The 21758-nt window shown below is 67.6% G+C and carries 21 protein-coding genes; 11 read left to right on the forward strand and 10 right to left on the reverse strand.

Features of this window, described 5'->3' with window-relative positions:
• Window positions 1-22 precede the first annotated feature (22 nt).
• Window positions 23-517, forward strand: coding sequence for a divalent-cation tolerance protein CutA (gene cutA / locus KQ310_RS08270; protein WP_311134724.1), 495 nt, complete (start codon window positions 23-25; stop codon window positions 515-517).
• Here cutA and KQ310_RS08275 read toward each other — a convergent pair.
• The 4 genes from KQ310_RS08275 to KQ310_RS08290 all read right to left on the reverse strand — a co-directional run bounded on the left by KQ310_RS08275 (window position 486) and on the right by KQ310_RS08290 (window position 5410).
• Window positions 486-1478: an adenosine kinase gene (locus KQ310_RS08275; RefSeq protein ID WP_259721283.1), complete on the reverse strand. Its 993-nt coding sequence runs from the start codon at window positions 1476-1478 to the stop codon at window positions 486-488. The genes cutA and KQ310_RS08275 overlap by 32 nt on opposite strands.
• A gap of 8 nt (window positions 1479-1486) precedes the next feature.
• Window positions 1487-2800 (reverse strand): adenylosuccinate synthase, encoded by a 1314-nt coding sequence (locus KQ310_RS08280; RefSeq protein WP_259721284.1) that lies wholly within the window; start codon window positions 2798-2800, stop codon window positions 1487-1489.
• A gap of 307 nt (window positions 2801-3107) precedes the next feature.
• Window positions 3108-3530, reverse strand: coding sequence for a photosystem II protein Psb27 (gene psb27 / locus KQ310_RS08285; RefSeq protein ID WP_259721285.1), 423 nt, complete (start codon window positions 3528-3530; stop codon window positions 3108-3110).
• A gap of 56 nt (window positions 3531-3586) precedes the next feature.
• Window positions 3587-5410, reverse strand: coding sequence for a proline--tRNA ligase (locus KQ310_RS08290; RefSeq protein WP_259721286.1), 1824 nt, complete (start codon window positions 5408-5410; stop codon window positions 3587-3589).
• 403 nt (window positions 5411-5813) lie between these two features.
• On the opposite strand from KQ310_RS08290, the gene KQ310_RS08295 reads away from it, so the two are divergent.
• Together KQ310_RS08295 and KQ310_RS08300 are read left to right on the forward strand one after the other, a co-directional pair.
• Window positions 5814-6245, forward strand: coding sequence for a hypothetical protein (locus KQ310_RS08295; protein ID WP_259721451.1), 432 nt, complete (start codon window positions 5814-5816; stop codon window positions 6243-6245).
• A gap of 583 nt (window positions 6246-6828) precedes the next feature.
• Window positions 6829-7392, forward strand: coding sequence for an inorganic diphosphatase (locus KQ310_RS08300; protein ID WP_259721287.1), 564 nt, complete (start codon window positions 6829-6831; stop codon window positions 7390-7392).
• Here KQ310_RS08300 and KQ310_RS08305 read toward each other — a convergent pair.
• On the reverse strand, window positions 7359-8069 hold the full coding sequence (locus tag KQ310_RS08305; RefSeq protein ID WP_259721288.1) for a class I SAM-dependent methyltransferase: 711 nt from the start codon (window positions 8067-8069) through the stop codon (window positions 7359-7361). The two genes, KQ310_RS08300 and KQ310_RS08305, sit on opposite strands and share 34 nt — an antisense overlap.
• 141 nt (window positions 8070-8210) lie before the next feature.
• Here KQ310_RS08305 and KQ310_RS08310 point away from each other — a divergent pair, with 141 nt between their 5' ends.
• Window positions 8211-8573, forward strand: a complete 363-nt coding sequence (locus tag KQ310_RS08310; RefSeq protein WP_259721289.1) for a (2Fe-2S)-binding protein — start codon at window positions 8211-8213, stop codon at window positions 8571-8573.
• Window positions 8570-8929, forward strand: a complete 360-nt coding sequence (locus KQ310_RS08315; protein ID WP_259721290.1) for a Spx/MgsR family RNA polymerase-binding regulatory protein — start codon at window positions 8570-8572, stop codon at window positions 8927-8929. Before KQ310_RS08310 ends, KQ310_RS08315 begins: the two co-directional genes overlap by 4 nt.
• Before the next feature lie 118 nt (window positions 8930-9047).
• On the opposite strand, the gene KQ310_RS08320 is transcribed toward KQ310_RS08315, so the two are convergent.
• Window positions 9048-10697: a hypothetical protein gene (locus KQ310_RS08320; protein WP_259721291.1), complete on the reverse strand. Its 1650-nt coding sequence runs from the start codon at window positions 10695-10697 to the stop codon at window positions 9048-9050.
• A gap of 60 nt (window positions 10698-10757) precedes the next feature.
• Between KQ310_RS08320 and lepB the strand changes: the two genes are divergently transcribed.
• Entirely contained in the window at window positions 10758-11531 is a 774-nt protein-coding gene (lepB, locus tag KQ310_RS08325; protein ID WP_259721292.1) for a signal peptidase I, read from the forward strand.
• Here the strand turns inward: lepB and KQ310_RS08330 are convergent.
• The gene (locus KQ310_RS08330) at window positions 11497-12765 is read right to left on the reverse strand and encodes a dihydroorotase (RefSeq protein ID WP_259721293.1); all 1269 of its coding nucleotides are present in this window, start codon (window positions 12763-12765) and stop codon (window positions 11497-11499) included. The genes lepB and KQ310_RS08330 overlap by 35 nt on opposite strands.
• A gap of 8 nt (window positions 12766-12773) precedes the next feature.
• Complete coding sequence (locus KQ310_RS08335) at window positions 12774-14114, reverse strand: histidine phosphatase family protein (RefSeq protein ID WP_259721294.1); 1341 nt, start codon at window positions 14112-14114, stop codon at window positions 12774-12776.
• Between the two features lie 107 nt (window positions 14115-14221).
• On the opposite strand from KQ310_RS08335, the gene KQ310_RS08340 reads away from it, so the two are divergent.
• From KQ310_RS08340 to KQ310_RS08360, 5 genes are all read left to right on the forward strand, one after another.
• A complete protein-coding gene (locus tag KQ310_RS08340) occupies window positions 14222-15712 on the forward strand; it encodes a CPBP family intramembrane glutamic endopeptidase (protein ID WP_259721295.1) in 1491 nt (496 codons plus the stop codon).
• Window positions 15713-15811: 99 nt separating this feature from the next.
• Entirely contained in the window at window positions 15812-16255 is a 444-nt protein-coding gene (locus tag KQ310_RS08345; protein ID WP_259721296.1) for a hypothetical protein, read from the forward strand.
• 39 nt (window positions 16256-16294) lie between these two features.
• Window positions 16295-18106, forward strand: coding sequence for a penicillin-binding protein 2 (locus tag KQ310_RS08350; RefSeq protein ID WP_259721297.1), 1812 nt, complete (start codon window positions 16295-16297; stop codon window positions 18104-18106).
• Between the two features lie 100 nt (window positions 18107-18206).
• A complete protein-coding gene (locus KQ310_RS08355; protein WP_259721298.1) occupies window positions 18207-19376 on the forward strand; it encodes a transaldolase in 1170 nt (389 codons plus the stop codon).
• A gap of 106 nt (window positions 19377-19482) precedes the next feature.
• Window positions 19483-19860 carry a Crp/Fnr family transcriptional regulator gene (locus KQ310_RS08360; RefSeq protein ID WP_259721299.1) on the forward strand — a complete coding sequence of 126 codons (378 nt, stop codon included), beginning with the start codon at window positions 19483-19485 and terminating at the stop codon, window positions 19858-19860.
• Window positions 19861-19985: 125 nt separating this feature from the next.
• Here KQ310_RS08360 and KQ310_RS08365 read toward each other — a convergent pair whose 3' ends face one another.
• Window positions 19986-21146, reverse strand: coding sequence for a geranylgeranyl reductase family protein (locus KQ310_RS08365; protein WP_259721300.1), 1161 nt, complete (start codon window positions 21144-21146; stop codon window positions 19986-19988).
• Between the two features lie 11 nt (window positions 21147-21157).
• Window positions 21158-21697 carry a ribosome recycling factor gene (frr, locus tag KQ310_RS08370; protein ID WP_259721301.1) on the reverse strand — a complete coding sequence of 180 codons (540 nt, stop codon included), beginning with the start codon at window positions 21695-21697 and terminating at the stop codon, window positions 21158-21160.
• Window positions 21698-21758: the final 61 nt, after the last annotated feature.

Genomic DNA, 21758 nt, shown 5'->3' on the forward strand with positions numbered 1-21758 from the left:
TCTAGTTCCGCCCATGCCCGCCATGGTGTCCAGCGAAACCGGTTGCCCCCTGGCGGCCGCGATGCAACAGGCCGATCCTCCGCAGGTCGCCATGCCGCAGGCTGGCCATCAACAGGTCGAGATTTCCCAGCCTGAACCCAGCGCGGATGGGTCCGCCGGCCCCGCTCCCCTGGTGCTGGCCCTCACCACGGAGGCCGATGCCGAAAGGGCCCAGGCCCTGGCCCGCGCCTTGGTGGAACGGCGGCTGGTGGCCTGTGTCGCCCTGACACCGCTCCGCTCGATCTACCGCTGGCAGGGGGCGATCGAGACCGCTGAGGAGGTGCAGCTGCTGCTCAAGACCCATGCCTCCCGCCTGGTTGAACTGGAGAGCGCCGTGCGGGCCCTGCACAGCTATGAGACGCCCGAGTGGATCCACTGGCCCGTGGCGGCCAGCGCCGCCTACGGGCGTTGGCTGGCCGAGAGCTGTGGGCTGGGCGAGGCTCCGCTCAACCCAGGTGGGACGCCACCAGGTCCTTGAGGGAGCCCTGGGGGCGCGGACCCAGCTGGGTCACCACCGCACCGGCACAGAGCGATCCGAGTTGCCCGCAGCGTTCAAGGGGCTCTCCGCGGGTGTAGCCGTACAGGAAGCCGGCGGCGTAGAGGTCTCCGGCTCCGGTGGTATCGACCAGGTTGCCCAGCACCACCGGTTCCACCTGGATCGTCGTGTCGCCGCTGAGAATCAGGGAGCCCTGTTCACTGCGGGTCAGGGCCGCCACCTTGCACCTGCCCCGCACCTGATCGGCGGCCTCCTCGAAGCTGTTGGCCCGGTAGAGGGCCGTGATCTCCATCTCGTTGGCGAACAGCAGATCGACGTGACCATCAACCAGTTCGAGGAAGCTGTCGCGGTGGCGTTCCACGCAGAAAGCATCGGACAGGCTCAGGGCCACCTCGCCGCCAGTGGCGCGGATGGCTTCGGCCGCGGCCAGGAAGGCGCGCTTGGCCTCTTCGCTGTCCCAGAGGTAGCCCTCCAGGTAAAGCAGCCTGGCCTGGCTCACCAGGGTGAGGTCGAGGTCGGTGGGATCGAGCCCCACGGAAGCCCCCAGGTAGGTGCACATCGTGCGCTGGGCGTCCGGGGTGACCAGAATCAGGCAGCGAGCTGTCGACGGGCCGCTGCGGGCCGCGGGGGTGTCGAAATGGGCGCCCACCGAGCGGATGTCGTGGCTGAAGATCGCCCCAAGCTGGTCATCGCGTACCCGGCCGATGAAGCCGGCTCGGCCCCCCAGCTGGGCGATGCCGGCCAGGGTGTTGGCGGCGGAGCCACCGGAGGTCTCCAGGCCGGGCCCGACACTGGCGTAGAGCCGCTCGGCCTGCTGCTCATCGATCAGGGCCATGGTGCCCTTGGTGAGGCCATGGTCGCCGAGAAAGCGGTCGTCGGCCTGCACCAGCACGTCCACGATGGCGTTGCCGATGCCCACCACGTCAAAGCATTTGGTCGTCATGGCGATGCTCAGACGTTCAGGAGGGCGCGTTTGGGACCGTGGATCGGATCCTCGACCACGATCGTCTGATCACGGCTGGCGCCGAGCGACACGATCGCGATCGGCACCTCCATCAGTTCGGCGAGGAAGCGGAGGTAGGCCATCGCTGTGCCAGGCAGATCCTCGAGGCTGCGGCAGTCGGCGGTGGAGGTCTGCCAGCCGGGCAGGGTTTCGTAGATCGGTTTGCAGCGGGCGAAGGCTTCGGAGCTGCTGGGGAAATGGACGATGCGCTCGCCGTCGAGTTCGTAGGCGACGCACACCTGGATCTCGTCGAGCTCATCGAGCACGTCGAGCTTGGTGATCGCCAGGCAGTCGAGCCCGTTAACCTGCACGGCGTAGCGACCGATCACGCCGTCGAACCAGCCGCAGCGGCGGCGGCGGCCGGTGGTGGTGCCGTACTCGCCGCCGCGATCGCAGAGGTGGTCGTTGAGGCTGCCCTCCAGCTCGGTGGGGAAGGGGCCTTCGCCGACGCGGGTGGTGTAGGCCTTGGCCACGCCGATCACCCGGTCGATCAGGGTGGGACCCACGCCGGCGCCGATGCAGGCCCCACCGCTCACCGGGTTGGAGGAAGTGACGTAGGGGTAGGTGCCATGGTCCAGGTCCAGGAGGGTTCCCTGGGCGCCCTCGAACAGGATGTTCTTGCGGGCCCGGGCCGCTTCATGGATGGTGCGGGTGCACTCCACCACGTGGGGGGCGAGGCGCTGGCCGTAGACCACGTACTCGGCCACCACTGCCTCGAAATCGAGCGGTTCGAGGCCGTAGAGCTTTTGCAGGATCTCGTTCTTCTCGGCCAGGGGGCCGGCGAGCCGGTCGCGCAGCCGGGTCTCATCGAGCAGATCGATCACCCGGATGCCGTTGCGTTCGGCCTTGTCGGCGTAGGTGGGGCCGATGCCGCGGCCGGTGGTGCCGATGCGGCGATCGCCGCGGCGCTCCTCCATCGCCTGATCCAGCAGGCGGTGGTAGGGCATGGTCACGTGGGCGGTGGACGCCAGCTGCAGGCCGCCCACATCGATGCCCAGGCCGAGCAGCATGTCGAGCTCGCCCAGCATCACCTTGGGATCCACCACCGTGCCTGAGCCGATCAGGCAAGTGGTGTCCGCATAGAGAATTCCAGAGGGAATCAGGTGCAGCTTCAGCACCCGACCATCCACCACGATCGTGTGGCCGGCGTTGACGCCTCCCTGATAGCGCACCACCACATCGGCGGAGCGACTCAGCAGATCGGTGATCTTCCCCTTCCCCTCGTCACCCCACTGCGCACCGATGACGACAACGTTGGCCAAGGAAGAACACAGCGGCCCGAAGCCGCTTCAAAGCACAATCCGAAAGCCTCTCAGATCAGGTGGCTTTTCGTCAAAATCTCGGGGCCGGCAGCCCTGATGAGCCTGGGGCCGAAAGCCCTTTCCGAAAGCCTGTAGGCGCAGGTCGGTCGGTTGGCGCAAGCCAGTTTGCCCAGGCCTGTTGTGCAAGCTGGAGTCCGAAAACCAGGGTCTCAAAACCAGAACAAGCGGCCCCGATGGGACCGCTTGAGGCGGGCCGATCCGAGCGGCTGCCGGCCTGGTGAACGCGGCTGGGGTCACCCCAGCAGGATCAGGCGCCGCGCACCACGTTGCGCTCAGCCTTCTGGAGTTCCTTCTCGATCCGCTCCCTGAGGGCATCGGGCAGGGGCCGATTGGCGTAATTGGTGTAGTGGCCGGCCAGGGAGTTGAGCGCCGTCTGCATGGTGGTGAACGAGCTCAGGCCGTTGACCCTGCTCTGGGGCCGGTAACGGGCCATGTAGCTGTTGATCAGGGCCCGGGACTCGCTCTCGGCGGCGGCGTGCCCTGGATCATCCTGCGGGATCGCGATCGTGGTCAGCAGGTTCTGCGCCACGGCCATGGTGTCGTCCACATAGTTGCCGCTCAGGCCGGTGGAGGCTCCACTGCAGGCCGTGAGCCCGAGCGCCAGGCACAGACCCAGAGCCACCAGCACAGCACGCAACTGGTGCTGGACGCGTTGCCAGAAGGCAGCCATGGGGAATGGGCAAAGGGTTGGGGAATCCTAGGGATTGGGCATCGCCAGGCCAGCGCTCAGCTCTGGGCCGGGTTGTTCAGGCCCTGGCGGCCCGCCTGGATCTGGGGCAGCAGTGCGGCCAGCAGTTCGTCGGCGCTGAGATCGCGCTTGCTGCCGCCGGCCCGTTCCACCAGCTCCACCTGGCCGTCAGTGGCGCCGCGGCCCACCACCACGCGCCAGGGGATGCCGATCAGATCCGCATCCTTGAATTTGACGCCGGCGCGCTCGTTGCGGTCGTCCAGCAGCACCTCCAGGCCCGCCTGCTGCAGCTCGCCATACAGCCGTTCGGCCAGCTCCACCTGCTGGCTGTCCTGGCTGCTGGCGACCACCACAATCACCTCGAACGGCGCGATCGAGACAGGCCAGCAGATGCCGTTGCGGTCGTGGTTCTGTTCCACCGCGGCCTGGGCCAGCCGCGAGACCCCGATGCCGTAGCACCCCATCCACAGGGCCTCGTCGGCCCCGCTCTCGGTGGTGAAGCGGGCTTCGAGGGCCTCGGAATATTTGCGGCCCAGCTGGAAGATGTGGCCCACTTCGATGCCGCGGGCGGCCTCCAGGTGCTGGCTCGGATCGTGGTGGCAGCGGTCGCCGGGCTGGGCAGCGCGGAGATCCAGGGACTCCGGACAGGGGTTGGACGGGTCCCAGCGGGCGCCGACGCGGTGGGTGTCGAGGCGGTTGGCCCCGCAGACGAAGCGTTCCAGAGAGGCGGCGGTGCCGTCGGCGAGCCGCAGGAAGCGCGGGGTCCAGTCCCGGGCTCCCGACAGCAGGGCATCGCTGAGATCCGGGCCAAGCGAGCCGAAGGGCAGGGGCTCCAGGCCCTGGCGCTCCAGCTGATCAGCGGTGATCGGGGCCAGCTCCAGCAGACTGCCCCGCTCCGCACCCAGGCGGGCCTGAACGGCATTGGCCAGCTTGACCTCGTTGAGTTGCTGGTCACCCCGCAGGCTCACGATCAGGGGCTGGTCGGCGCCATCGGCGAAGCGGGCCAGCAGCAGCAGCACCTTGACGATCTGGCTTGGATCGAAGCCGTGCCCGCTGCAGAGCTGTTCGATCGTCGTCTGGCCTGGCGTGCTCAGGTCGTGGCAGGGCTGGTCCGCCAGCGCCACCGGCTCGGGTGCCAGGGAGACGGCCCGCTCCTGGTTGGCGGCGTAGCGGCCATCGGGGCTGGTGAGGATCAGGTCTTCGCCGGCTTCGGCAGTCACCATGAATTCCTGGCTGGCCGAGCCGCCGATGGCGCCGCTGTCGGCTTCCACCGCCACGGTCCGCAGGCCGCAGCGGTTGAAGATGCGGCGGTAGGCCTGATCCATTACCGCGTAGGTGTCCTTGAGGCAGGCTTCGCTGGCGTGGAAGGAATAGGCATCCTTCATGATGAATTCCCGCCCCCGCATCAGGCCGAAGCGTGGCCGGATCTCATCGCGGAATTTGGTCTGAATCTGGTAGAGGTTCACCGGAAGTTGGCGGTAGGAGCGCAGCAGCTCTGCCGCCAGCGCCGTGATCACCTCTTCATGGGTGGGGCCGAGGCCCAGCTCGCGGCCCTGGCGATCCTCCAGGTGGAACATGATCCCCTCGCCGGCGGTATAGCCGGCCCATCGCCCGCTGCGCTCCCACAGATCAGCAGGCTGCAGCTGGGGCAGGAGTGTCTCGAGGGCCCCGGTGGCGTCGAGCTCCTCGCGCACGATCGCCGACACCTTGCGCAGGACTCGCCAGAGCAGGGGGAGATAGGCGTAGATGCCCGAGGCGATGCGGCGGATGTAGCCGGCTCGCAACAACAGCTTGTGGGAGACAATCTCAGCTTCGGCCGGATCGTCCCGGAGCGTCACCAGCATCAGGCGGGAGACGCGCATCGCGGTGAGGCAAGGGATCTGGGAAGTTACCACTGCCCCATGCCATGGCTCGACCCCGGGGGCGCGGGTGCTGCAAGGGCGGACAGGACGGTTGGCGAAGGGGCCTGGTTGCTTGGCGGAGCCCCTGGCACGCCTGGAAAGCTCTGCTAGCGTCTGGCGCGTTTCCCACCTGTCTAACTGTCGTCTCATGCCACCCTTCCCAGGATCAAACGGTGGAGCGGGAGGGCTGGCTTCTGCCGGTGCAGCACCGGTTTCGGCAGTGTCCAGCGGTTTCACCGGTCTGGCCCCGGGCCTGCGCAGTGCCCCTGCTGCGTCACCTGCCGCCCCGTCCCGTGGGGTGGGCTACGGCGCTGTGGCTCCCTCCGGATACGCCCCTGTCGCACCTGGGCAAGACCGCCCTGTCATCGAGCAGGACAGCCTGCCCGCCTCTGAGACCGCTGCGCCGATCACCCCCGAGGGGCTGATCGGCATCGATGAGGTGCAGAGGGCGCTCAACCGTTCGCGGGCTTCGGTGTATCGCTACACCAACACCGATCCGCGCAACCTCAACCCACCCTTCAATCCGCGCAAGCTCAATCCCGAATACCGAAGCGACCAGAAGGATCCCCTGCTGTTCCATCCCAATGAGGTGGCCCGCTTCGCCCGCGATGTGCTGCGCATCAAGGAGGTGACCGTCGAAGTGCTCAACTCGCCCTCAACCGCGACGCAGCAGCTGCTCAGCTCGATTCTCGACGAGCTGCGCTCGATCCGCAGCCGTCTGGATGCGTTCGAGCAGGGCCCCACCTCCCTGTCCGCGCACCGTGACACCTTTGAGCAGTCGCGACCGGCCGCCTGAGGGAGGCATGGCGTTCGGCTCATCTCAGGCGTGGAATCGCCGATCGAAAGACTCGCTTTGTGTCTTGCCGAGCAGGATCGTTGGTTTGCCAACCGGAAGACGTAAGATCAGTGATCCTTCTTTCTCCGGACTCCAGGACCCTTCGAACCGGTCATCTCTGCCTGCTCAACTGCTGCCGGCTCGTCGCTTCCCTTGCGGGATCTGCCTGACGCCCATAGTTGAACCAGCGCGATGGCCAGAGCTCGCCAGGTCAGCTGCCTCCATGGCTGCTCCTGCCGGCATCGTGGGTTCCGCTCCTCCATGGACCACCCTCCTCCTGCCATCGCTTCACTGATCGGGGCCATGCCCTGTGTCACTCCCGCAGACCTGAGGCAAGACAGTCCTGAATCTGGACCGGAATCGATTGAGGAGCCCCCCAGTCCGGGGCTGCTGCAGCTCTCCTTCTCTCCGGTTCTGGGCTTCACCATCGCCCTTGCCACGCTGCTAGTGCCGCTCGGTAGCGTGATTGCTCACCGGCCCATCTGGCTGCCATCTGCCGCAGCTCCAGGGCCTGCGGTGACCACCCCCCTGCGCGAGACGGCCCATGGATCTCAGCAAACTGGCGGCCTGCCCGGCTCCTGGCCTGGTCAATCTGATCGTTGAGATTCCGGCCGGCAGCCGCAACAAGTATGAGTACAACGCCGAGGCCGGCATCATGGCCCTCGATCGGGTGCTGCACTCTTCGGTGCGCTACCCCTTCGATTATGGCTTTGTGCCCAACACCCTGGCCGAGGATGGGGCTCCGCTCGATGCGATGGTGATCATGGAGGAACCAACCTTTGCCGGTTGCCTGATCAGAGCCCGGCCGATCGGCATCCTCGACATGATCGATTCTGGCGCCAACGATGGCAAGCTTCTCTGCGTGCCGGCTGCCGATGTGCGTCGGGTCGGCGTGCGCAGCATCCGCCAGATCTCACCGAGTCAGCTTGAGGATGTGGCCGAGTTCTTTCGCACCTACAAAAGTATCGAGGGCCGTAAGACCACGATCAGTGGCTGGCTGGATGCGGTGGAGGTGCCGGCCTTGCTGAAGCGTTGCATGGAGGCGGCGGAGGCTGCCACCACCCTCAGTTCGATTCAAAGCGCTCGCTGCAGCAGGAAGCCCTCGTAGTTGAGCGCCTGGAAGATCCGTGCCGGATCGCTGAATCCCGCTGCGTTCACCAGGGCGCTGAGCCGGGCCAGGCCGATCGGGTGGGTCTGGTCGGTGAGGGGGGCCAGCTCCTCGGCGGCGGCATCGAGGCCGCTGGCCTGCTGGAAGCCGATCCAGGCGGCCTCCACCTGCTTCTGCAAGGGGGAACGCTCCGGCTGCATCCGATCGACCAGCACCAGCTGACCGCCGGGCTGCAGGCTGCGGGACAGGGCGGTGAGAAAGGCCAGCTTGCTGCCGTCATCGGGGAGCGACTGCAACACCAGCACCGAAAGGGCGCCGGCAAAGCGTCCCTGCGACGCCCCGTCGTCAGCGAGGGCTTCCACCGTGCTCTGGCGCCAGTCGATTCTGCCGCCGCCGGCGAGCCGGTCCCGGGCGATGGCCAGCATCTCGGCGGAGGGATCGGTGGCGGTGAGGCTCCAATCGGGACGCTGAGCCTGGGCTTCCAGCAGTTCCGAACCGGTGCCGCAGCCGGCCACGAGGATGGCGGCACCCTCACGGCTGGCCAAGGGCGAGGCTGCCAGCAGTGCCACGGCCAGGCGGGCCAGGCTGGCGTATCCCGGGATCAGCCGCTGGACCACCCGCTCATAGCCGTCGCCGTCGGCCGGCTGGCTGGTGTCGCGTTGGCGTTCCTCGACCACGGCTGGTGCGGATTGGACGGTGAACCGCGATGCTACGGGGGCTTTGACTCCTCAACACTCCGTTTCAGGCCGGCCGTAACGGCTGGGGATGCTGCGGTGGGTGCCCTAAGTTGGTCGGCGCCCATTCCCCCCGGATCGACCGTGCCCACCATCCGTTTTGAACGCGAAGGCCAGCAGGTTGGTTGCATCGAAGGGGCCAATCTTCGTAAGGCGGCCCTGGATGCGGGCATCAACCCTTACAAGGGCCTTAATAATGTCAACAATTGCGGCGGCCTTGGCCAGTGCGGCACCTGTGTGGTCGAGGTGATCGAGGGCCAGCGCAATCTCTCTCCCCGCAGTGATGTCGAGGAGGTGTACCTGGCTGATCGTCCGGCCAACTACCGCCTCAGCTGCCGCACGTCCGTCAACGGAGACGTGACCGTTCGGACTCGCCCTGATTCTGGCGTGGGCAAAGGCTCCAACAGCTTGGTGGGTGCTCTCAAGGCTCTGGTCGGCAAGAAGTGAGCGGCTGGCGTCTCTACGCCTATGCCCAGTGCTCCACCTGCCGCAAGGCCCAGCAGTGGCTGGCCAGCCAGGGCCTCAAGCCTGAGCTGGTGGACATCACCCTCACCCCTCCCACACGCCTGGAACTGGCGGCGGCCCTCGAGCAGCTCGGTCGTCGTCGCCTGTTCAACACCAGTGGCCAGAGCTACCGTGCTCTGGGGGCTGCCGCCGTCAAGGCGATGGACGATGAGGCGGCTTTGGATGCCCTGGCTGCGGATGGCAAGTTGATCAAACGGCCCTTCCTGGTGCGTGGGGACGGACGGGTGCTGACCGGCTTCTCGCTGCCCGAGTGGCAGGCCTTCTTCGCAGAACCCTGAGCCTCAGGCTCCCCGAGGCTCAGAATCCCTGAGGCTCAGAGCCTCCCTGAGCTTCTGGCTCTTTCCGGGACCTACTGGAGCCTGGGTCTGACGTCCTGTGCTGGCAATGTCCCTGAACTCAGCGTCCGCCGCGCTTGGGATTCACCACGGGCCGGCTGCTACCGCTGGGATCGGACTCCTCGCCGGCCTCGCCCTGATCGGCTGCCTCTTGGGCAGCCAGTGGCGATGGCAGGGTGATTTCCTCGAGTTCTTCGATCAGGGCCTCGATGCTGGCTCGGTTGATCTGGCCTAAGTACGTGCGCTTCAGCTGCTCCAGCAGCGAGCAGAGCAGCGCCTGGGAGCGCAGCAGCGCCTCTCCGTTTTCGAGGGCTGAGGCCAGTTCTTCCCAGAAGCGGTCGATGAAGCGCTGCAGCAGCTCCAGCTGCAGATCATCCCTGCGCTGCAGACGCTCGCCGGTGCCGCGGGAGACGTCCAGCAGACTCTCCACCATGCCGTTGGCCAGCTGCCGGCTCAGCCCCTGCTCCACCTGCATCAGCAGCTGGATGCGCCGCAGCGGCCCCGGCACGATCGTGTTCTGCAGGCTCTGCTGCAGGGCGTGGCCGAGAACGCCCTGGATCTCCGGCTCCAGCCGAGGCGCCACCTGGTTGAGCAGCAGCGGTGCCCAGATCCGCACCAGCTCCACCAGCTCCTGCTCGTCCGGGCTGATCACGCTCTGGTGGCTGCGCAGGGCCCGCAGCCGTTCCGGCCAGCGCCGTGAGCGAACCAGCTGCTGGATCCCGTCGACCAGCTGCAGCGACAGCACCTCGAACAGCTCCACCGCCAACATCGCCACCACCCCGCGGCTGATCACCGCCCGCAGGGGCTCGATATTGATCAGCCCGCTGGACTGCAGGCGTTCCACCACCGGCACCAGGCGCAGCCAGCGCCAGAAGGGCAGCAGCAAGGGCAGATCGATCCAGCGTCGCAGCAGCGCATCCCTCCAGCTCAGGCCGGGCAGTCGCCGCCGGATCCGCAGGCAGCGCAGCAGGATGTCCAGCGCGAAGACGCTCTGGAACAGCACCAGGTCGTAGAACCAGAAGTGGTCGGTGGGGCGACCGTTTTCGTCGATCGATCGCCAGTAGTTGGTGGCGACCAGGGGCAGCAGCTGCTCCCGCCAGAAGATCCGCTCCCTGGACCAGGGGTGGTTCCGCAGCCAGGCCGGATCGAGCAGTTCGGCCGCGGCCTGCTTGGCCGAGGTCTCATCGGCCCGCTGGCGCAACAGATTCTTGATCTTCTCCAGCGTGCCGGAGGCGTTGGCAGCCAGGAAGGGATTGCTGTCGATCATCTGCTGCGTCAGCTTCACCTGCTTCTCCAGCAGCCGCCGCTGCTCGGGGTTAAAGCTGCCTGTACTGCTGCTTGCTGGCGAGCCGTTTGTGGGTAAGCCGGCTGCTGGTGGGCTTCCTGGTGGGGATGTGCCGGTCTGCAGGGCTCGATCCAGGCGCTCGAATTGATCGAGGTAGGCCTGGGTTTCGCGGTGGGGTTCGATGCCCTTGATCGGATCCACCAGGGGGGTGAGATCCGGCAGGAAGGGCACCGGTACCCGCAGGGGCAGCGATTGCAGCGGATACAGATTGCGCTGCAGCCAGAAATTGCGCAGGGGGATGTAGGTGAGATCGAAGCCCACCCACAGCAGATTCACCGCTGCCCACAGGGCCACGAAGCGATCCCACGTCAGGGTGAGGGTGCTGCGGCTGCGTGGGGCCTGAGCTTGCCAGCGGGGTCGTGCCATGGGGGGCAGCAGGCCGATCTCTGCCTAATCTGCCTGGCTCGGCCCCAGCCGCCGCCGTCGATGAGTGCATTGAGCGATCCCCTGCCCCACCCGCCCAACGACCACGACACCCCTGCGGCGCGGCCCGATCCACCGGCTGGCCTGGAGGAAACGCCCCCGCCACTGCCGGCCGAGAACCCCTGGGCGTTCTGGCGCAGTGTGCTGATCACCCTGGCGGTGGCCCTGGGAATCCGCCAGTTCCTGATGGAGGCCCGTTACATCCCGTCCGGCTCGATGTTGCCGGGCCTGCAGATCCAGGATCGGCTGCTGGTGGAGAAGCTCACCTACCGCAGCCGCGAACCGCGTCGCGGCGAGATCGTGGTGTTCCATTCCCCCTATCATTTTGATCCGGTCCTGACCGGCGAGAGCTCCCCCAATCCGCTGCGCTGCCTGCTCGTCAACCTGCCGTTCATCGGCACTCTGCCGGGCCTGCAGGTGCCGGCCTGCGATGCCTTCATCAAGCGGGTGGTGGCTGTGCCGGGTGATCGGGTCGCGGTGGATCCCCGCGGCCAGGTGTTCATCGACGGCGAGCGGCTGAACGAGCCCTACGTGGGCAACTACTGCCCGGTGGACAGCCAGGGCATCGGGCCCTGCCGCACCCTCAACGCTGTGGTGCCGCCCGGCCATGTTCTGGTGCTGGGCGACAACCGCGCCAACAGCTGGGATGGTCGCTTCTGGCCCGGCGGCAACTTCCTGCCGCAGAAGGAGATCATCGGCCGGGCGTTCTGGCGCTTCTTCCCCTTCGATCAGATGGGCAGTCTCAGTCCATCAGACACCAGCCGGCAGGATCGCTGAGCCCGCTGGCCCGCACCCGTCCCACCAGGGGCTGGCCCCAGTGCATCTGGTTGGCGGCCAGTGACGGGCAACTGGTGGCGTCCCAGTTCCAGAATGCGGCCGGATCGAACAGGATCCAGCGCTGACTGGGGAAGACCAGGCTCTCCGGCTGTTCCCCCAGCAGGGCAGCCGGACCCCAGCAGAGCACCTGCCAGAGCTGCGGCACGGCCCAGCCCCGGCCCACCACCAGCTCGTGCCAGAGCAGGGACAGGGCCAGCCCATGGCCGGCCACGCCGGCACGGCGCTGATCCACAGGCAGCAGCCGTTCCTCGGCGTCAAGGGGCTGGTGTTGCACCGCCACTGCCGTGATCAGTCCCTCCGCCAGGGCGGCGATCAGGGCTTCCCGATCGGCCGGATTGCCCAGGGAGGGAACCACTCGCCAGCCTTCATCGCTCGGATCCAGACGGCCGCTGTCGGCCAGCAGGTGCCACCAGCTCACCGTCGCCGCTGGCGGCTGGGGATGGCGGCGCAGCTGCTCCACCGCCTCGCGGGTGGAGAGGTTCATCAGCACCAGCCGGGCAGACGGATGGGCGTCGCCCAGGGCCAGCAGGGTCTGCAGGGGCAGGGTTTCGCTCACCACCGGGTCGAGCGGCCAGCCGGCCCGCAGGGCCTCGACCCGTTCCCGCACGAATCCCTGGCGCGTCAGCGGGGTCTCCCTCGGGGCCAGCAGCACCGGCCGTTCGGCCATCTCCGCCAGCCGCAGGCTGCTCTCCAGCAGCGGCAGAGGCGGCAGGTGGTCATCGCCGGCCAGGCCGAGGGCTCCTGCGGCCAGCTGATCGGCGTGGGCGGCCAGATCCTGATCGGCCCCCTTGAGGCTGAGGCTGCCCCAGAGCCGCAGGCGCAGGGGCTCCGGCCAGTGCAGCTGCAGGCGCTCGGGCCGGTCGCGCCAGTCGTGGGCCCGCGGCAGCAGGGCCACAGTGCCGTAGCCGCCGGATACGGCCGCCGCCGCCAGGCTGCTGAGGGTTTCGGCGCGGCCGTCCCAGGGATCTTCCAGAACGCTGTGGGGATCCACCAGGGGGGGCGCCAGCCAGCAGCCGCCAGCCTCGATGCGCACCACGGGCGCCAGAGGCAGAAGGCGGTGGGCCTCGTCGCCTTCGGCCACAAGGCGATTGTCCTCGAGCAGAACGTCGCTGGTGCGGGGCTGCTGCTGCGGGCCTGGCAGCAGTGTCACCCCCTGCAGCAGATGGCGCACCATCGGCCGGCTCAGAGGGCTCCGGCCGCGGTGCGGTCCAGCACGCCGCCGAGGTGGGCGGTGAGATTGAGGCAGCTCACCACCGGCCCTGCCGCCACGCCGTGGGGATAGTCGATCACGGTCACACCACCGTTGCCCTGCTTGATCGCCCAGATGTCAGCCGGCCGGAGGCCCAGCAGGCCACAGAGGATCGTCTTGTTGACGGCGTCGTGGGCCACCACCAGGGCCGTTTCCTCGTGATCGAGGCTGGCGGCGATCACGTCCCAGGTGTGCAGGGAGCGATCCGACACGTTCTGGATCGTTTCCCCCTCCGGCATCAGCACCGTCTCCGGCGCGCGCTTCCAGTCGGCCAGCAGCTGTGGCCAGCGCTCGGCGATCTCCGCTTCCAGACAGCCCTCCCAGAGGCCATGGCCGATCTCCACCAGCCCGTCGGTGCTGGTGAGTGGCACACCGGGGTGGTCCTCGAGGATCACCTCAGCGGTGCGGCGCGGCCGTGACATCGAGCTGGTGTAGGCCCGCTGCAGGCTCTGATCCGCCAGGAAGGACCTGGCGGCCTGGGCCTGGGCCAGGCCATTGGCGTTGAGGGGAATATCGATCTGGCCCTGAAAACGCCCTTGGCGGTTCCAGTCGGTTTCGCCGTGGCGCACCAGCAGCAGCCTCGGTCCATCGCCCTTGGCCGGCAGGCCGCGGCCGAGATGGACAGTGCCGTTCAGCGATTCGATCTGGACCTCCGGATCGCTGGCCGAGCCTCTCAGGTTCAGCACCGACACCGAGGCGTTATCGAGGCGCAGCCGGCGGAACTCACTGGCCGGCAGGCCCAGCAGGGTGAGCAGCAGGCAGCGCAGGATGCCGTTATGGGCCACCACCAGTACCGTGCTCGTGCTGGCGCTGCTCACGGCCTCGGCGTGGTGCCGCAGCAAGGCATTCACCCAGTCTTGGGCCTGAGCCATCAGCTCTTCGAGCGGGCGGTAGCGGCTGCCGTCGGGGCGGCTGAACTCCAGGGTCTGGGGCGCATCCCGCCAGCGGCGTTCCTCCTCTGGAAAGGTCTGCCGCAACTCGCTGCGCAGCAGGCCGGTCCAGGGGGTCAGATCAATTTCCAGCAGCCCGTCGTCCGCTCTCGCCTGCAGGGCGGTGCCCTGCGCCTGTAGCAGCTCTCGGGCCGTGTCTCGGGCCCGGCTGAGGGGGGAGCAGTAGGCGGCGGTGAGGGGAAGATCCCGCAGGGCCTCACCGGTGCGGCGGGCCTGCTCGTAGCCCTCGGCGGTGAGGCTGGAGAGATCGTCGCGTCCCTGGATGCGGTGCTCGGTGTTGAAGGTGCTCAGCCCGTGACGGACCAGAACCAACCGGAGGGACACGGAGCTGTGACGCAGGTGCGGCCATCGTATGGGAGGGGTCGGGAGCCGGGTCCCGGGGGAGCGTGCTGCCGCTGCAGCCCAGAATCCCAGGGCCACCGGCGCACTGCATGGCTCCGTCCTCCGCAACCTGGAAGCCCGCCCTGGCCTTCCTCAGCCTGGCTCTGAGTGCCCTGGTCTGGTTCAACGGCCTGCTCGACAGCCTGCAGCGGCCGTCGGTGGCCACCGCCCTCGATCTGCGCCAGCTGGAGCTGGCGGCCCTGGCGGCCCCGGCGGTTCCTGCTCCGTTGCAGCCCCTGCTGGTGGGGGCCGACCCGCTGGAAGCGCTGCGCAAGGAGCTGGAACGCCTCGATGGCGACGCGGCTGGACTGAACGCCCCGCCGCAGCGGCTGCAGTGGGCCCTGCTCGAACGTCGCCGCGGCGACGACGCCCAGGCCCGGGTGTTGCTGCAGGATTTGCGCGCAAGCGCCGAGCTTCCCCCCTCCCGGCGGCCCCTGCTCGATGCTCTGCTGGGGGCTCCCTCCCCCTCCCGGTCCGTTGAGAAGCCGGCGGCCAGTGCTACGGCTCTGGCTCCGGCTACGGCTCCGGCGGTCGTCGATCCCGCCCTGCTGGCCGCCCTGACACCCGACGACCGGATCGCCACTCTGCTGGAGCCCTGGTCACCCTCGCCGCTGTTGCGGCGCCTGGGCTGCGAGCAGCTCAGCGTTGATGCCGGGGAACGGCCGCTGCGATGCCTCGAGGCCGGAGCCGCCCGGGGAGCTCTCTGGCGGCTGGTCGGCATCAATCTGCTGCCCGCTCTGCTGCTGCTGCTTGGACTGGCTCTGCTGGTGCGGCAGCTGTGGCTGAGCTGGCGTGGTCGCCAGGCGCCCCTTCCCCCCTTGCAGGGCCCCACCCTCTCCGGTGTGGATGTGACCCTGCTGATCGCCGGTGGTTTCGTGCTGCTCGGTGAAGTGCTCACACCCCTGTTGCTCGGCCCGCTGCTCAGTTCTGCAGTCGCCGCGCTCGGGCTGGATCTGGCTTTGGGCCAGGGGCTGCAGGTGTTCGGGCTCTACCTGGGGCTGATGGCCGCCCCCCTGACCCTGCTCGCTGTCCTGTTGGCTGGGCTGGGGCCCATGCCGGAAGGGGGCTGGCTGCAGTGGCGCTGGCGGCCGCTCCGCCTCAGCCTCGGCTGGGCGACCTCCCACCTGGTGATGGTGTTGCCGGTGGTGGCGCTGACCGGCTGGATCCTGCAGTGGATCTGGAGTGACCCCAGCGGCAGCAATCCTCTGCTGGAGCTGGTGCTCACCAGCGGCAACTCTGCGGCGCTGCTCTGTTTTGCCGTTACGGCCATGGTGCTGGCACCCCTGTTCGAGGAGACCCTGTTCCGAGGCGTGCTGCTGCCGGTCCTGGCGCGGCGTTTCGGTGATACGGGCGCCGTACTAGGCAGTGCGGCCCTCTTCGCCCTGGCCCATCTCAGCCTGGGCGAGCTGGCGCCGTTGTTTGTGCTGGGTCTGGGGCTGGGCTGGCTGCGGTTGCGCAGCGGTCGCCTCGGGGCCTGCGTGCTGATGCATGGCCTCTGGAATGCCCTCACCTTCTCCAACCTGCTGTTGCTCGGGGGCTGAGCCCGGAGCGGGCTGGGCTGTGCCGATTCGCGGATGGCGCCGCCACACCTTGCGAGCGCCCCTGTTCAATGGTTCACTTGCGCAGATTCCAACCAGGCCTTGCTCGCCTCCGTCTCCCCCCCTCAACCCTCGCGGCGAGCCCCGGTCCGTCGATCCCTCGAGCTGATCCAGGGGTCGCTCTCGCCGACCCGGATCGCCCGCCGGTCCCCCTGGCTGGCCGGCCTGCACCGCGCCAGCGACGGAGCTCTGGTCGGTCTGGGCCTTGCCATGCTGGGCCTCAGTGCTCTCACCCTTTATTGGCAGTCAAACTGGGCCCGTAGTTACCAGGAACTGGAGACCTCCCAGGTGCTGGAGCATCGCCTCCAGGAAGCTACCGCCGTGCTGGAGCAGCATCATCTCGGGGTGGCTCGCACGCCCGGCCTGGTCGAACCCACCAGCAGTGAGAAACTGGTCTATCTGCCGGCACCACAGGCAGAAGTCGGGCAGCGGGGTCTGCCACTGTTGGCCAGCATCCAGATCGATCGCATCCCGCCTGGCTACTGACCTTCCGGTTCACCGGTCTCTGCAGCGTCGATCCTTTCCATGGCGGCATCTTCGACCGATCTCCGCCCGCGCCGCCGCCCCCCGGGTCGGGTGGTCGATCTGCATCCGATCTCTCCGGCGCGGCTGCTGGCCGTCTACCTGATCCTGGCGGCAGGCCTGAGTGGCTTGGCCGTGCGTCTGGCCTGGCTGCAGGTGGTGCAGGCTCCCACGTTGCAGGCCAAGGCCCGGGCGATCCAGACTCACGCCCAGGTGCCGATCGGTAAGCGCCGCACCATCGTCGATCGTTCCGGGCGCCTCGTGGCCCTCGATGAGGAGCGTTACACCCTCTGGGCTCATCCCCGCTATTTCAACCTGCCGGGCGATGAGCCCCAGAAGCTCAGGCCTGCCGCCGATGTGGTCGAGCTGCTGGCCCCGGTGCTGGCCCTTCCTCCCGCCACCTTGAAGGGCCGGATCGGCGGCCGCCGCAGCGGCGTCAAGCTGGCCACCGACCTTGACCCCGACACGGCTGAACGGGTGCGGGAGCTGGGCATCAGTGGCCTGGATCTCGAGGCCTATCCCCAGCGCCTCTATCCCCAGGGCTCCCTGTTCGCCAACGTGGTGGGCTTCCTCAACCTGGAGAGGGTGCCTCAGGCGGGGCTGGAGCAGAGCCGCGACCGGGATCTCAAGCGCCATGAGTCGGTGCTGCGCATGCGCCGCGGCGCCGATGGCACCCCCTTGCCGGAGGGCTTGCAGGCCGGCGTGCTCTACGGCGACGACCTGCGCCTTCAGCTCACCCTCGATGCCCGTCTGCAGCAGGTGGCCCAGCAGGCCCTCAGCAAGCAGGTGAAGCAGTGGAAGGCGAAGCGGGGTGTGGCCCTGGTGATGGACGTGCGCAACGGCGAACTGCTCGCTCTTGCCTCCACGCCCACCTACGACCCCAACAAATTCTGGCAGTACAACCCTGGCCTGTTCCGCGAGTGGTCGGTGCAGGATCTCTATGAACCCGGTTCCACCTTCAAGCCGATCAACCTCGCCCTGGCCCTGCAGGAGAAGGCGATTGACCCCAACGGCCGAGTCAACGACACCGGTTCCCTCTCGATCGGCGGCTGGCCGATCTTCAACCACGACAAGCGGGCCAACGGGCTGATCGATTTCCCCACCGTGCTGCAGGTGTCGAGCAACGTGGGGATGGTGAAGGCCATGGCACGGGTGAAGCGCGATCGCTTCTGGCACTGGCTGCATACGCTCGGCATCGATGCGGTGCCCGACACGGATCTGCCCGGAGCGGTGGCCGGCCAGCTCAAGGATCGCCAGCAGTTCGTCTCCCATCCGATCGAGCCGGCCGTGGCGGCCTTCGGTCAGGGGTTCTCGCTCACCCCCCTCAAACTGCTGCAGATGCACGCCATGCTCGCCAATGGCGGCCGGCTGGTGAGCCCCCACATCACCCGCGGTCTCCGTTCCGGTGATGCCCTGGCCAGCCCACCGGCGCCCTCCGGCGTGCAACTGCTCGATCCGGCTGTGACCAGGGTCGTGCTTGGCTGGATGGAATCGGTCGTGGAGAAGGGCAGCGGCAAGGGGGCCAAGCTCGCCGCCTATCGCATCGGCGGCAAGACGGGCACGGCCCAGAAGGCCCTCAATGGCGTCTACATCCCGGGGGCCCGGATCTGCAGCTTTGTCTCGGTGCTGCCCATCGAGGATCCCCGCTTTGCCGTGCTGGTGGTGGTGGATGAACCCCAGGGCGAAAACGCGTATGGCTCCACCGTGGCCCTGCCGGTGTCGCGCCAGATCATGGAGGCCCTGCTGGTGCTCGAGAAGATCCCCCCCAGCAAGCCGGCTGCGGCCGCCGCTCCAACCCCCAGACCCGCCGCCTGAGGGCCCTGGGATCGGGGCGACCAGGCCTGTGGCCATTCCCACAAGCGGCTCAGGCCGCTGGCAGGGGCCTGGCTAGCCTTCCGGGAACGGACGACAGCCGATGGCCAATCTCCTGGATCAACTCGCCGCCATGACGGTGGTGGTCGCCGATACCGGCGACATCGATGCGATACGGCAGTTCACACCGCGGGATGCCACCACCAACCCCTCGTTGATCCTGGCGGCGGCCCAGATCTCCACCTACCAGAACCTGATCGACCGCTCGCTGCAGGAATCGCGGGCTGTGATCGGTGCGGAGGCTCCGGCCGAGGAGGTGGTGAACGAAGCCCTCGACGAGATCTGCGTCACCTTCGGCAAGGAGATTCTGAAGATCGTGCCTGGCCGTGTGTCCACGGAAGTGGATGCCCGCCTCAGCTACGACACCGAGGCCACGGTGGCCAAGGCCTACAAACTGATCGGCCTCTATGAGCAGGCGGGAGTGGGCCGCGAACGGGTGCTGATCAAGATCGCCTCCACCTGGGAGGGCATCAAGGCGGCTGAACGGCTGGAGAAGGACGGCATCCACTGCAATCTCACCCTGCTGTTCGGCTTCGCCCAGGCCGTGGCAGCGGCGGAGGCCGGTGTGACGTTGATCTCTCCCTTCGTGGGGCGGATTCTGGATTGGTACAAGAAATCCACAGGCCGCGATCACTACCCCGGTGCCGAGGATCCCGGTGTGGTGTCGGTGACGCGGATCTTCAATTACTTCAAGACCTACGGCTACCACACCGAGGTGATGGGAGCCAGCTTCCGCAACCTCGACGAGATCCTCGAGCTGGCTGGGTGTGATCTGCTGACGATCTCGCCGGCCCTGCTGGATCAGCTGCGCAGCACCCAGGCCGAGTTGCCCCGCAAGCTCAACGGCAGCGATCCGGCGCCGAGCGAGCCGCGCATCAGCCTGGATGAGTCGGGGTTCCGCACCATGCTGGCCGAAGATCCCATGGCCACCGACAAGCTGGATGAGGGGATCCGCGGCTTCTCCAAGGCGATCGAGACCCTGGAGGCCCAGCTGGCCCACCGACTGGCGGTGTTGGAGGGCGGAGCCGCCTTCACCCATGCGGTGCAGGAGATCTTCCTGCTCAACGATCTCGATGGCGACGGTTGCATCACCCGCGAGGAGTGGCTGGGCAGCGATGCGGTGTTCGATGCCCTCGACACCGATCGTGATGGCCGCCTTGCCCCTGAGGATGTGCGCGGCGGACTTGGGGCTCCGCTCGCCCTGAGCCGCTGAGGGATCCAAGTCCTGCGACGGCTCTGATCCCCGTCCTTGAGGCGCCGTTAACCGGAGCGGGCCCCGCATCGGCGACACTGTGAAGTCCACTCTGCCTGCTGTCGCTGTGAATGCCCTGGATACGATGCGCGCCCTGGCCAGCACCGGCGAGGTGGTTTCCGTGCCCCAGGGTGAGCTGATCTTCCGCTCCGGCGAATCCGGCGACTGCATGTTCGGCGTGCTGGAGGGCACGGTGCAGCTCAGCTGGCATGGGGACACCGGCCACGAGCAGATTGAGGCCGGCGATGTGTTCGGCGCCGGCGCGCTCGTCACCCACGACCACCGCCGCTATGGCAATGCCCGGGCACTCACCCCCTGCAGGCTTCTGGTGATGAACCGCGAGAAGTTCCTGTTTGCGGTGCAGGAATCCCCCATGTTCGCCATCGAGCTGCTCGGCTCGATCGATCAGCGGCTGCGACACCTCAAGGATTGCATCAAGCCCTGATCACGCCCGCAGTCCTGGCGATTCCTGGCGATGGATCCTGGCGCTTTCGAGGCTCTGGACTGCAGAGGCTCTGGACTGCAGACGATGTTCTGTGCCGGACGGGTCAGCCCTGTTTCAGGTCTGTTTCAGCCCTGTTGCAGCAGCAACCTGCGGATCACCCGTTGGGCGATGTCGCCGTAGCCCATCGATCCTGAAAGGATCTGGGCGATCCGCTGCGGCGCGGTGGGACGCTTGATCCCCAGCTGATAGCCCACCCGCGGGAAGCGATAGAACACCTGGGCGATGCGCCGGCCCCAGGCCATCGATTCGCCCCAGTCGGCACGCATCTGGCTGGTGTAGGTCCCGAGAGCCTTGGCGTCGCCCGCCAACCAGCGCTCCAGACAGGCAGCGCCGCTGCTGCCGCTCATCAGGGCCGGTCGCAGCCCCTCCGCCAGGAATGGATCGCAGAGCGAGGCCGCATCCCCCACGGCGATCACCCCCCCGTCGCCATGCAGGCGGTGGTGGCCGTCCCAGACGCGCAACGGGGCACCGCGGCGCTCGCCGGCCGTGGCGGCATAGCCGAGGCTGGGCAGCATCCGCCCCAGCACGGCCGCATGGTCGGCCGGATCGCGGCCGATGAAGGTGCCCACCCCCAGGCTCATGCCCCCCTGGCGGGGAAAGGCCCAGCAGAAGCCGTGGTGCACCAGGCCGAACTCGAAATGGGCGGTGTCATCGACACGGGCCGTTCCATCGTTGAGCGTGGTTTCGGGGGTTTGATCCACCTCGGCGGCCAGGGTGGTGGCAAAGCGGGGCCGGGCCGGACCCAGCCCCAGCGGTGCGCTGAAGGCGGAGGTGGAGCCATCGGCAATCACCAGAGCCTTCGCCCGGGCAAGGCGACCGTCGTCGCTGCGCACCTGCCAGAGGGAGCCATGGCGGCTCACGTCGCTCGCACTCCAGGGGCTCTCCAGGGTGCAGCCTGCCGCCACAGCCTGCTCCACCAGGTACTGATCAAGCCGCTGGCGGCGCACGATCCAGAACGGCGCTTCGCCGGGGAGCTCGGCCGTGACTGGATCCTCCAGATTCCAGGTGAAGCGCACCTGGCGGATCACCCGGTCCACCGCCGGGCTGAGATCGAAGGGGAACCAGCGCTGCACCGATGCGGCCATGCCGCCACCGCAGGCCTTGGGCCGCGGCCAGCTCTGGCGTTCCAGCAGCAGCACCCGCCGGCCGGCATGGCTGAGATGGAAGGCGGCGGCAGCGCCGGCGGCGCCGGCCCCCAGCACGATCACCTCGGCATCACGGGTCAAAGCATCTGCCCTCAGACCTTGAGAATTTCGGCTTCTTTGGTGGTCAGATGCTTTTCAAGCTCGCTGATGAAGCGGTCGGTGAGCTTCTGCACCTTGTCCTGCTCGTCGCGGCTCTGATCCTCGGAGAACTCGCCGTCCTTCTCCTGTTTCTTGATCCGATCAATGCCGTCGCGGCGGATGTTGCGCAGGGCCACCTTGCCTTCCTCGGCGTATTTGGAGGCGAGCTTGCAGAATTCCTTGCGCCGATCCTCGGTGAGGGGTGGGATGTTGATGCGGATCGATTTGCCGTCGTTGTTGGGGGTGAGCCCTAGATCACTCATGGCGATCGCCTTTTCGATCAGGCTGATCGAGCCGCCGTCGAAGGGCTGAATCTGGATCGTCTGCGAATCGGGGGTAGTGATCGTGGCCAGCGATTTCAGCGACGTCTCGGCGCCGTAGTACTCCACGCTGATCTTGTCGAGCAGGGAGGGATTGGCCCGGCCGGTGCGGATGGTGTTGAAGGTGCGCTGGGTGGATTCCAGCGACTTGCGCATGCTGGCTTCGAGATCCATGACGGGATGACGCAGAAGGGACGCAATCGAAACGGCGCGATGGTCACGCCGTGGTGCTCAG

It is taken from the genome of Synechococcus sp. CS-1328, assembly GCF_025128095.1.
Classification (GTDB): domain Bacteria; phylum Cyanobacteriota; class Cyanobacteriia; order PCC-6307; family Cyanobiaceae; genus CBW1002.

Bases quoted from the DNA above. Each gene is read 5' to 3' on its own strand.
- cutA (WP_311134724.1), top strand. From the start codon at position 23: ATGGTGTCCAGCGAAACCGGTTGCCCCCTGGCGGCCGCGATGCAACAG.
- KQ310_RS08275 (WP_259721283.1), bottom strand. From the start codon at position 1,478: ATGACGACCAAATGCTTTGACGTGGTGGGCATCGGCAACGCCATCGTG.
- psb27 (WP_259721285.1), bottom strand. From the start codon at position 3,530: ATGGCTGCCTTCTGGCAACGCGTCCAGCACCAGTTGCGTGCTGTGCTG.
- KQ310_RS08290 (WP_259721286.1), bottom strand. From the start codon at position 5,410: ATGCGCGTCTCCCGCCTGATGCTGGTGACGCTCCGGGACGATCCGGCC.
- KQ310_RS08300 (WP_259721287.1), top strand. From the start codon at position 6,829: ATGGATCTCAGCAAACTGGCGGCCTGCCCGGCTCCTGGCCTGGTCAAT.
- KQ310_RS08320 (WP_259721291.1), bottom strand. From the start codon at position 10,697: ATGGCACGACCCCGCTGGCAAGCTCAGGCCCCACGCAGCCGCAGCACC.
- lepB (WP_259721292.1), top strand. From the start codon at position 10,758: ATGAGTGCATTGAGCGATCCCCTGCCCCACCCGCCCAACGACCACGAC.
- KQ310_RS08330 (WP_259721293.1), bottom strand. From the start codon at position 12,765: ATGGTGCGCCATCTGCTGCAGGGGGTGACACTGCTGCCAGGCCCGCAG.
- KQ310_RS08340 (WP_259721295.1), top strand. From the start codon at position 14,222: ATGGCTCCGTCCTCCGCAACCTGGAAGCCCGCCCTGGCCTTCCTCAGC.
- KQ310_RS08350 (WP_259721297.1), top strand. From the start codon at position 16,295: ATGGCGGCATCTTCGACCGATCTCCGCCCGCGCCGCCGCCCCCCGGGT.
- KQ310_RS08355 (WP_259721298.1), top strand. From the start codon at position 18,207: ATGGCCAATCTCCTGGATCAACTCGCCGCCATGACGGTGGTGGTCGCC.
- frr (WP_259721301.1), bottom strand. From the start codon at position 21,697: ATGGATCTCGAAGCCAGCATGCGCAAGTCGCTGGAATCCACCCAGCGC.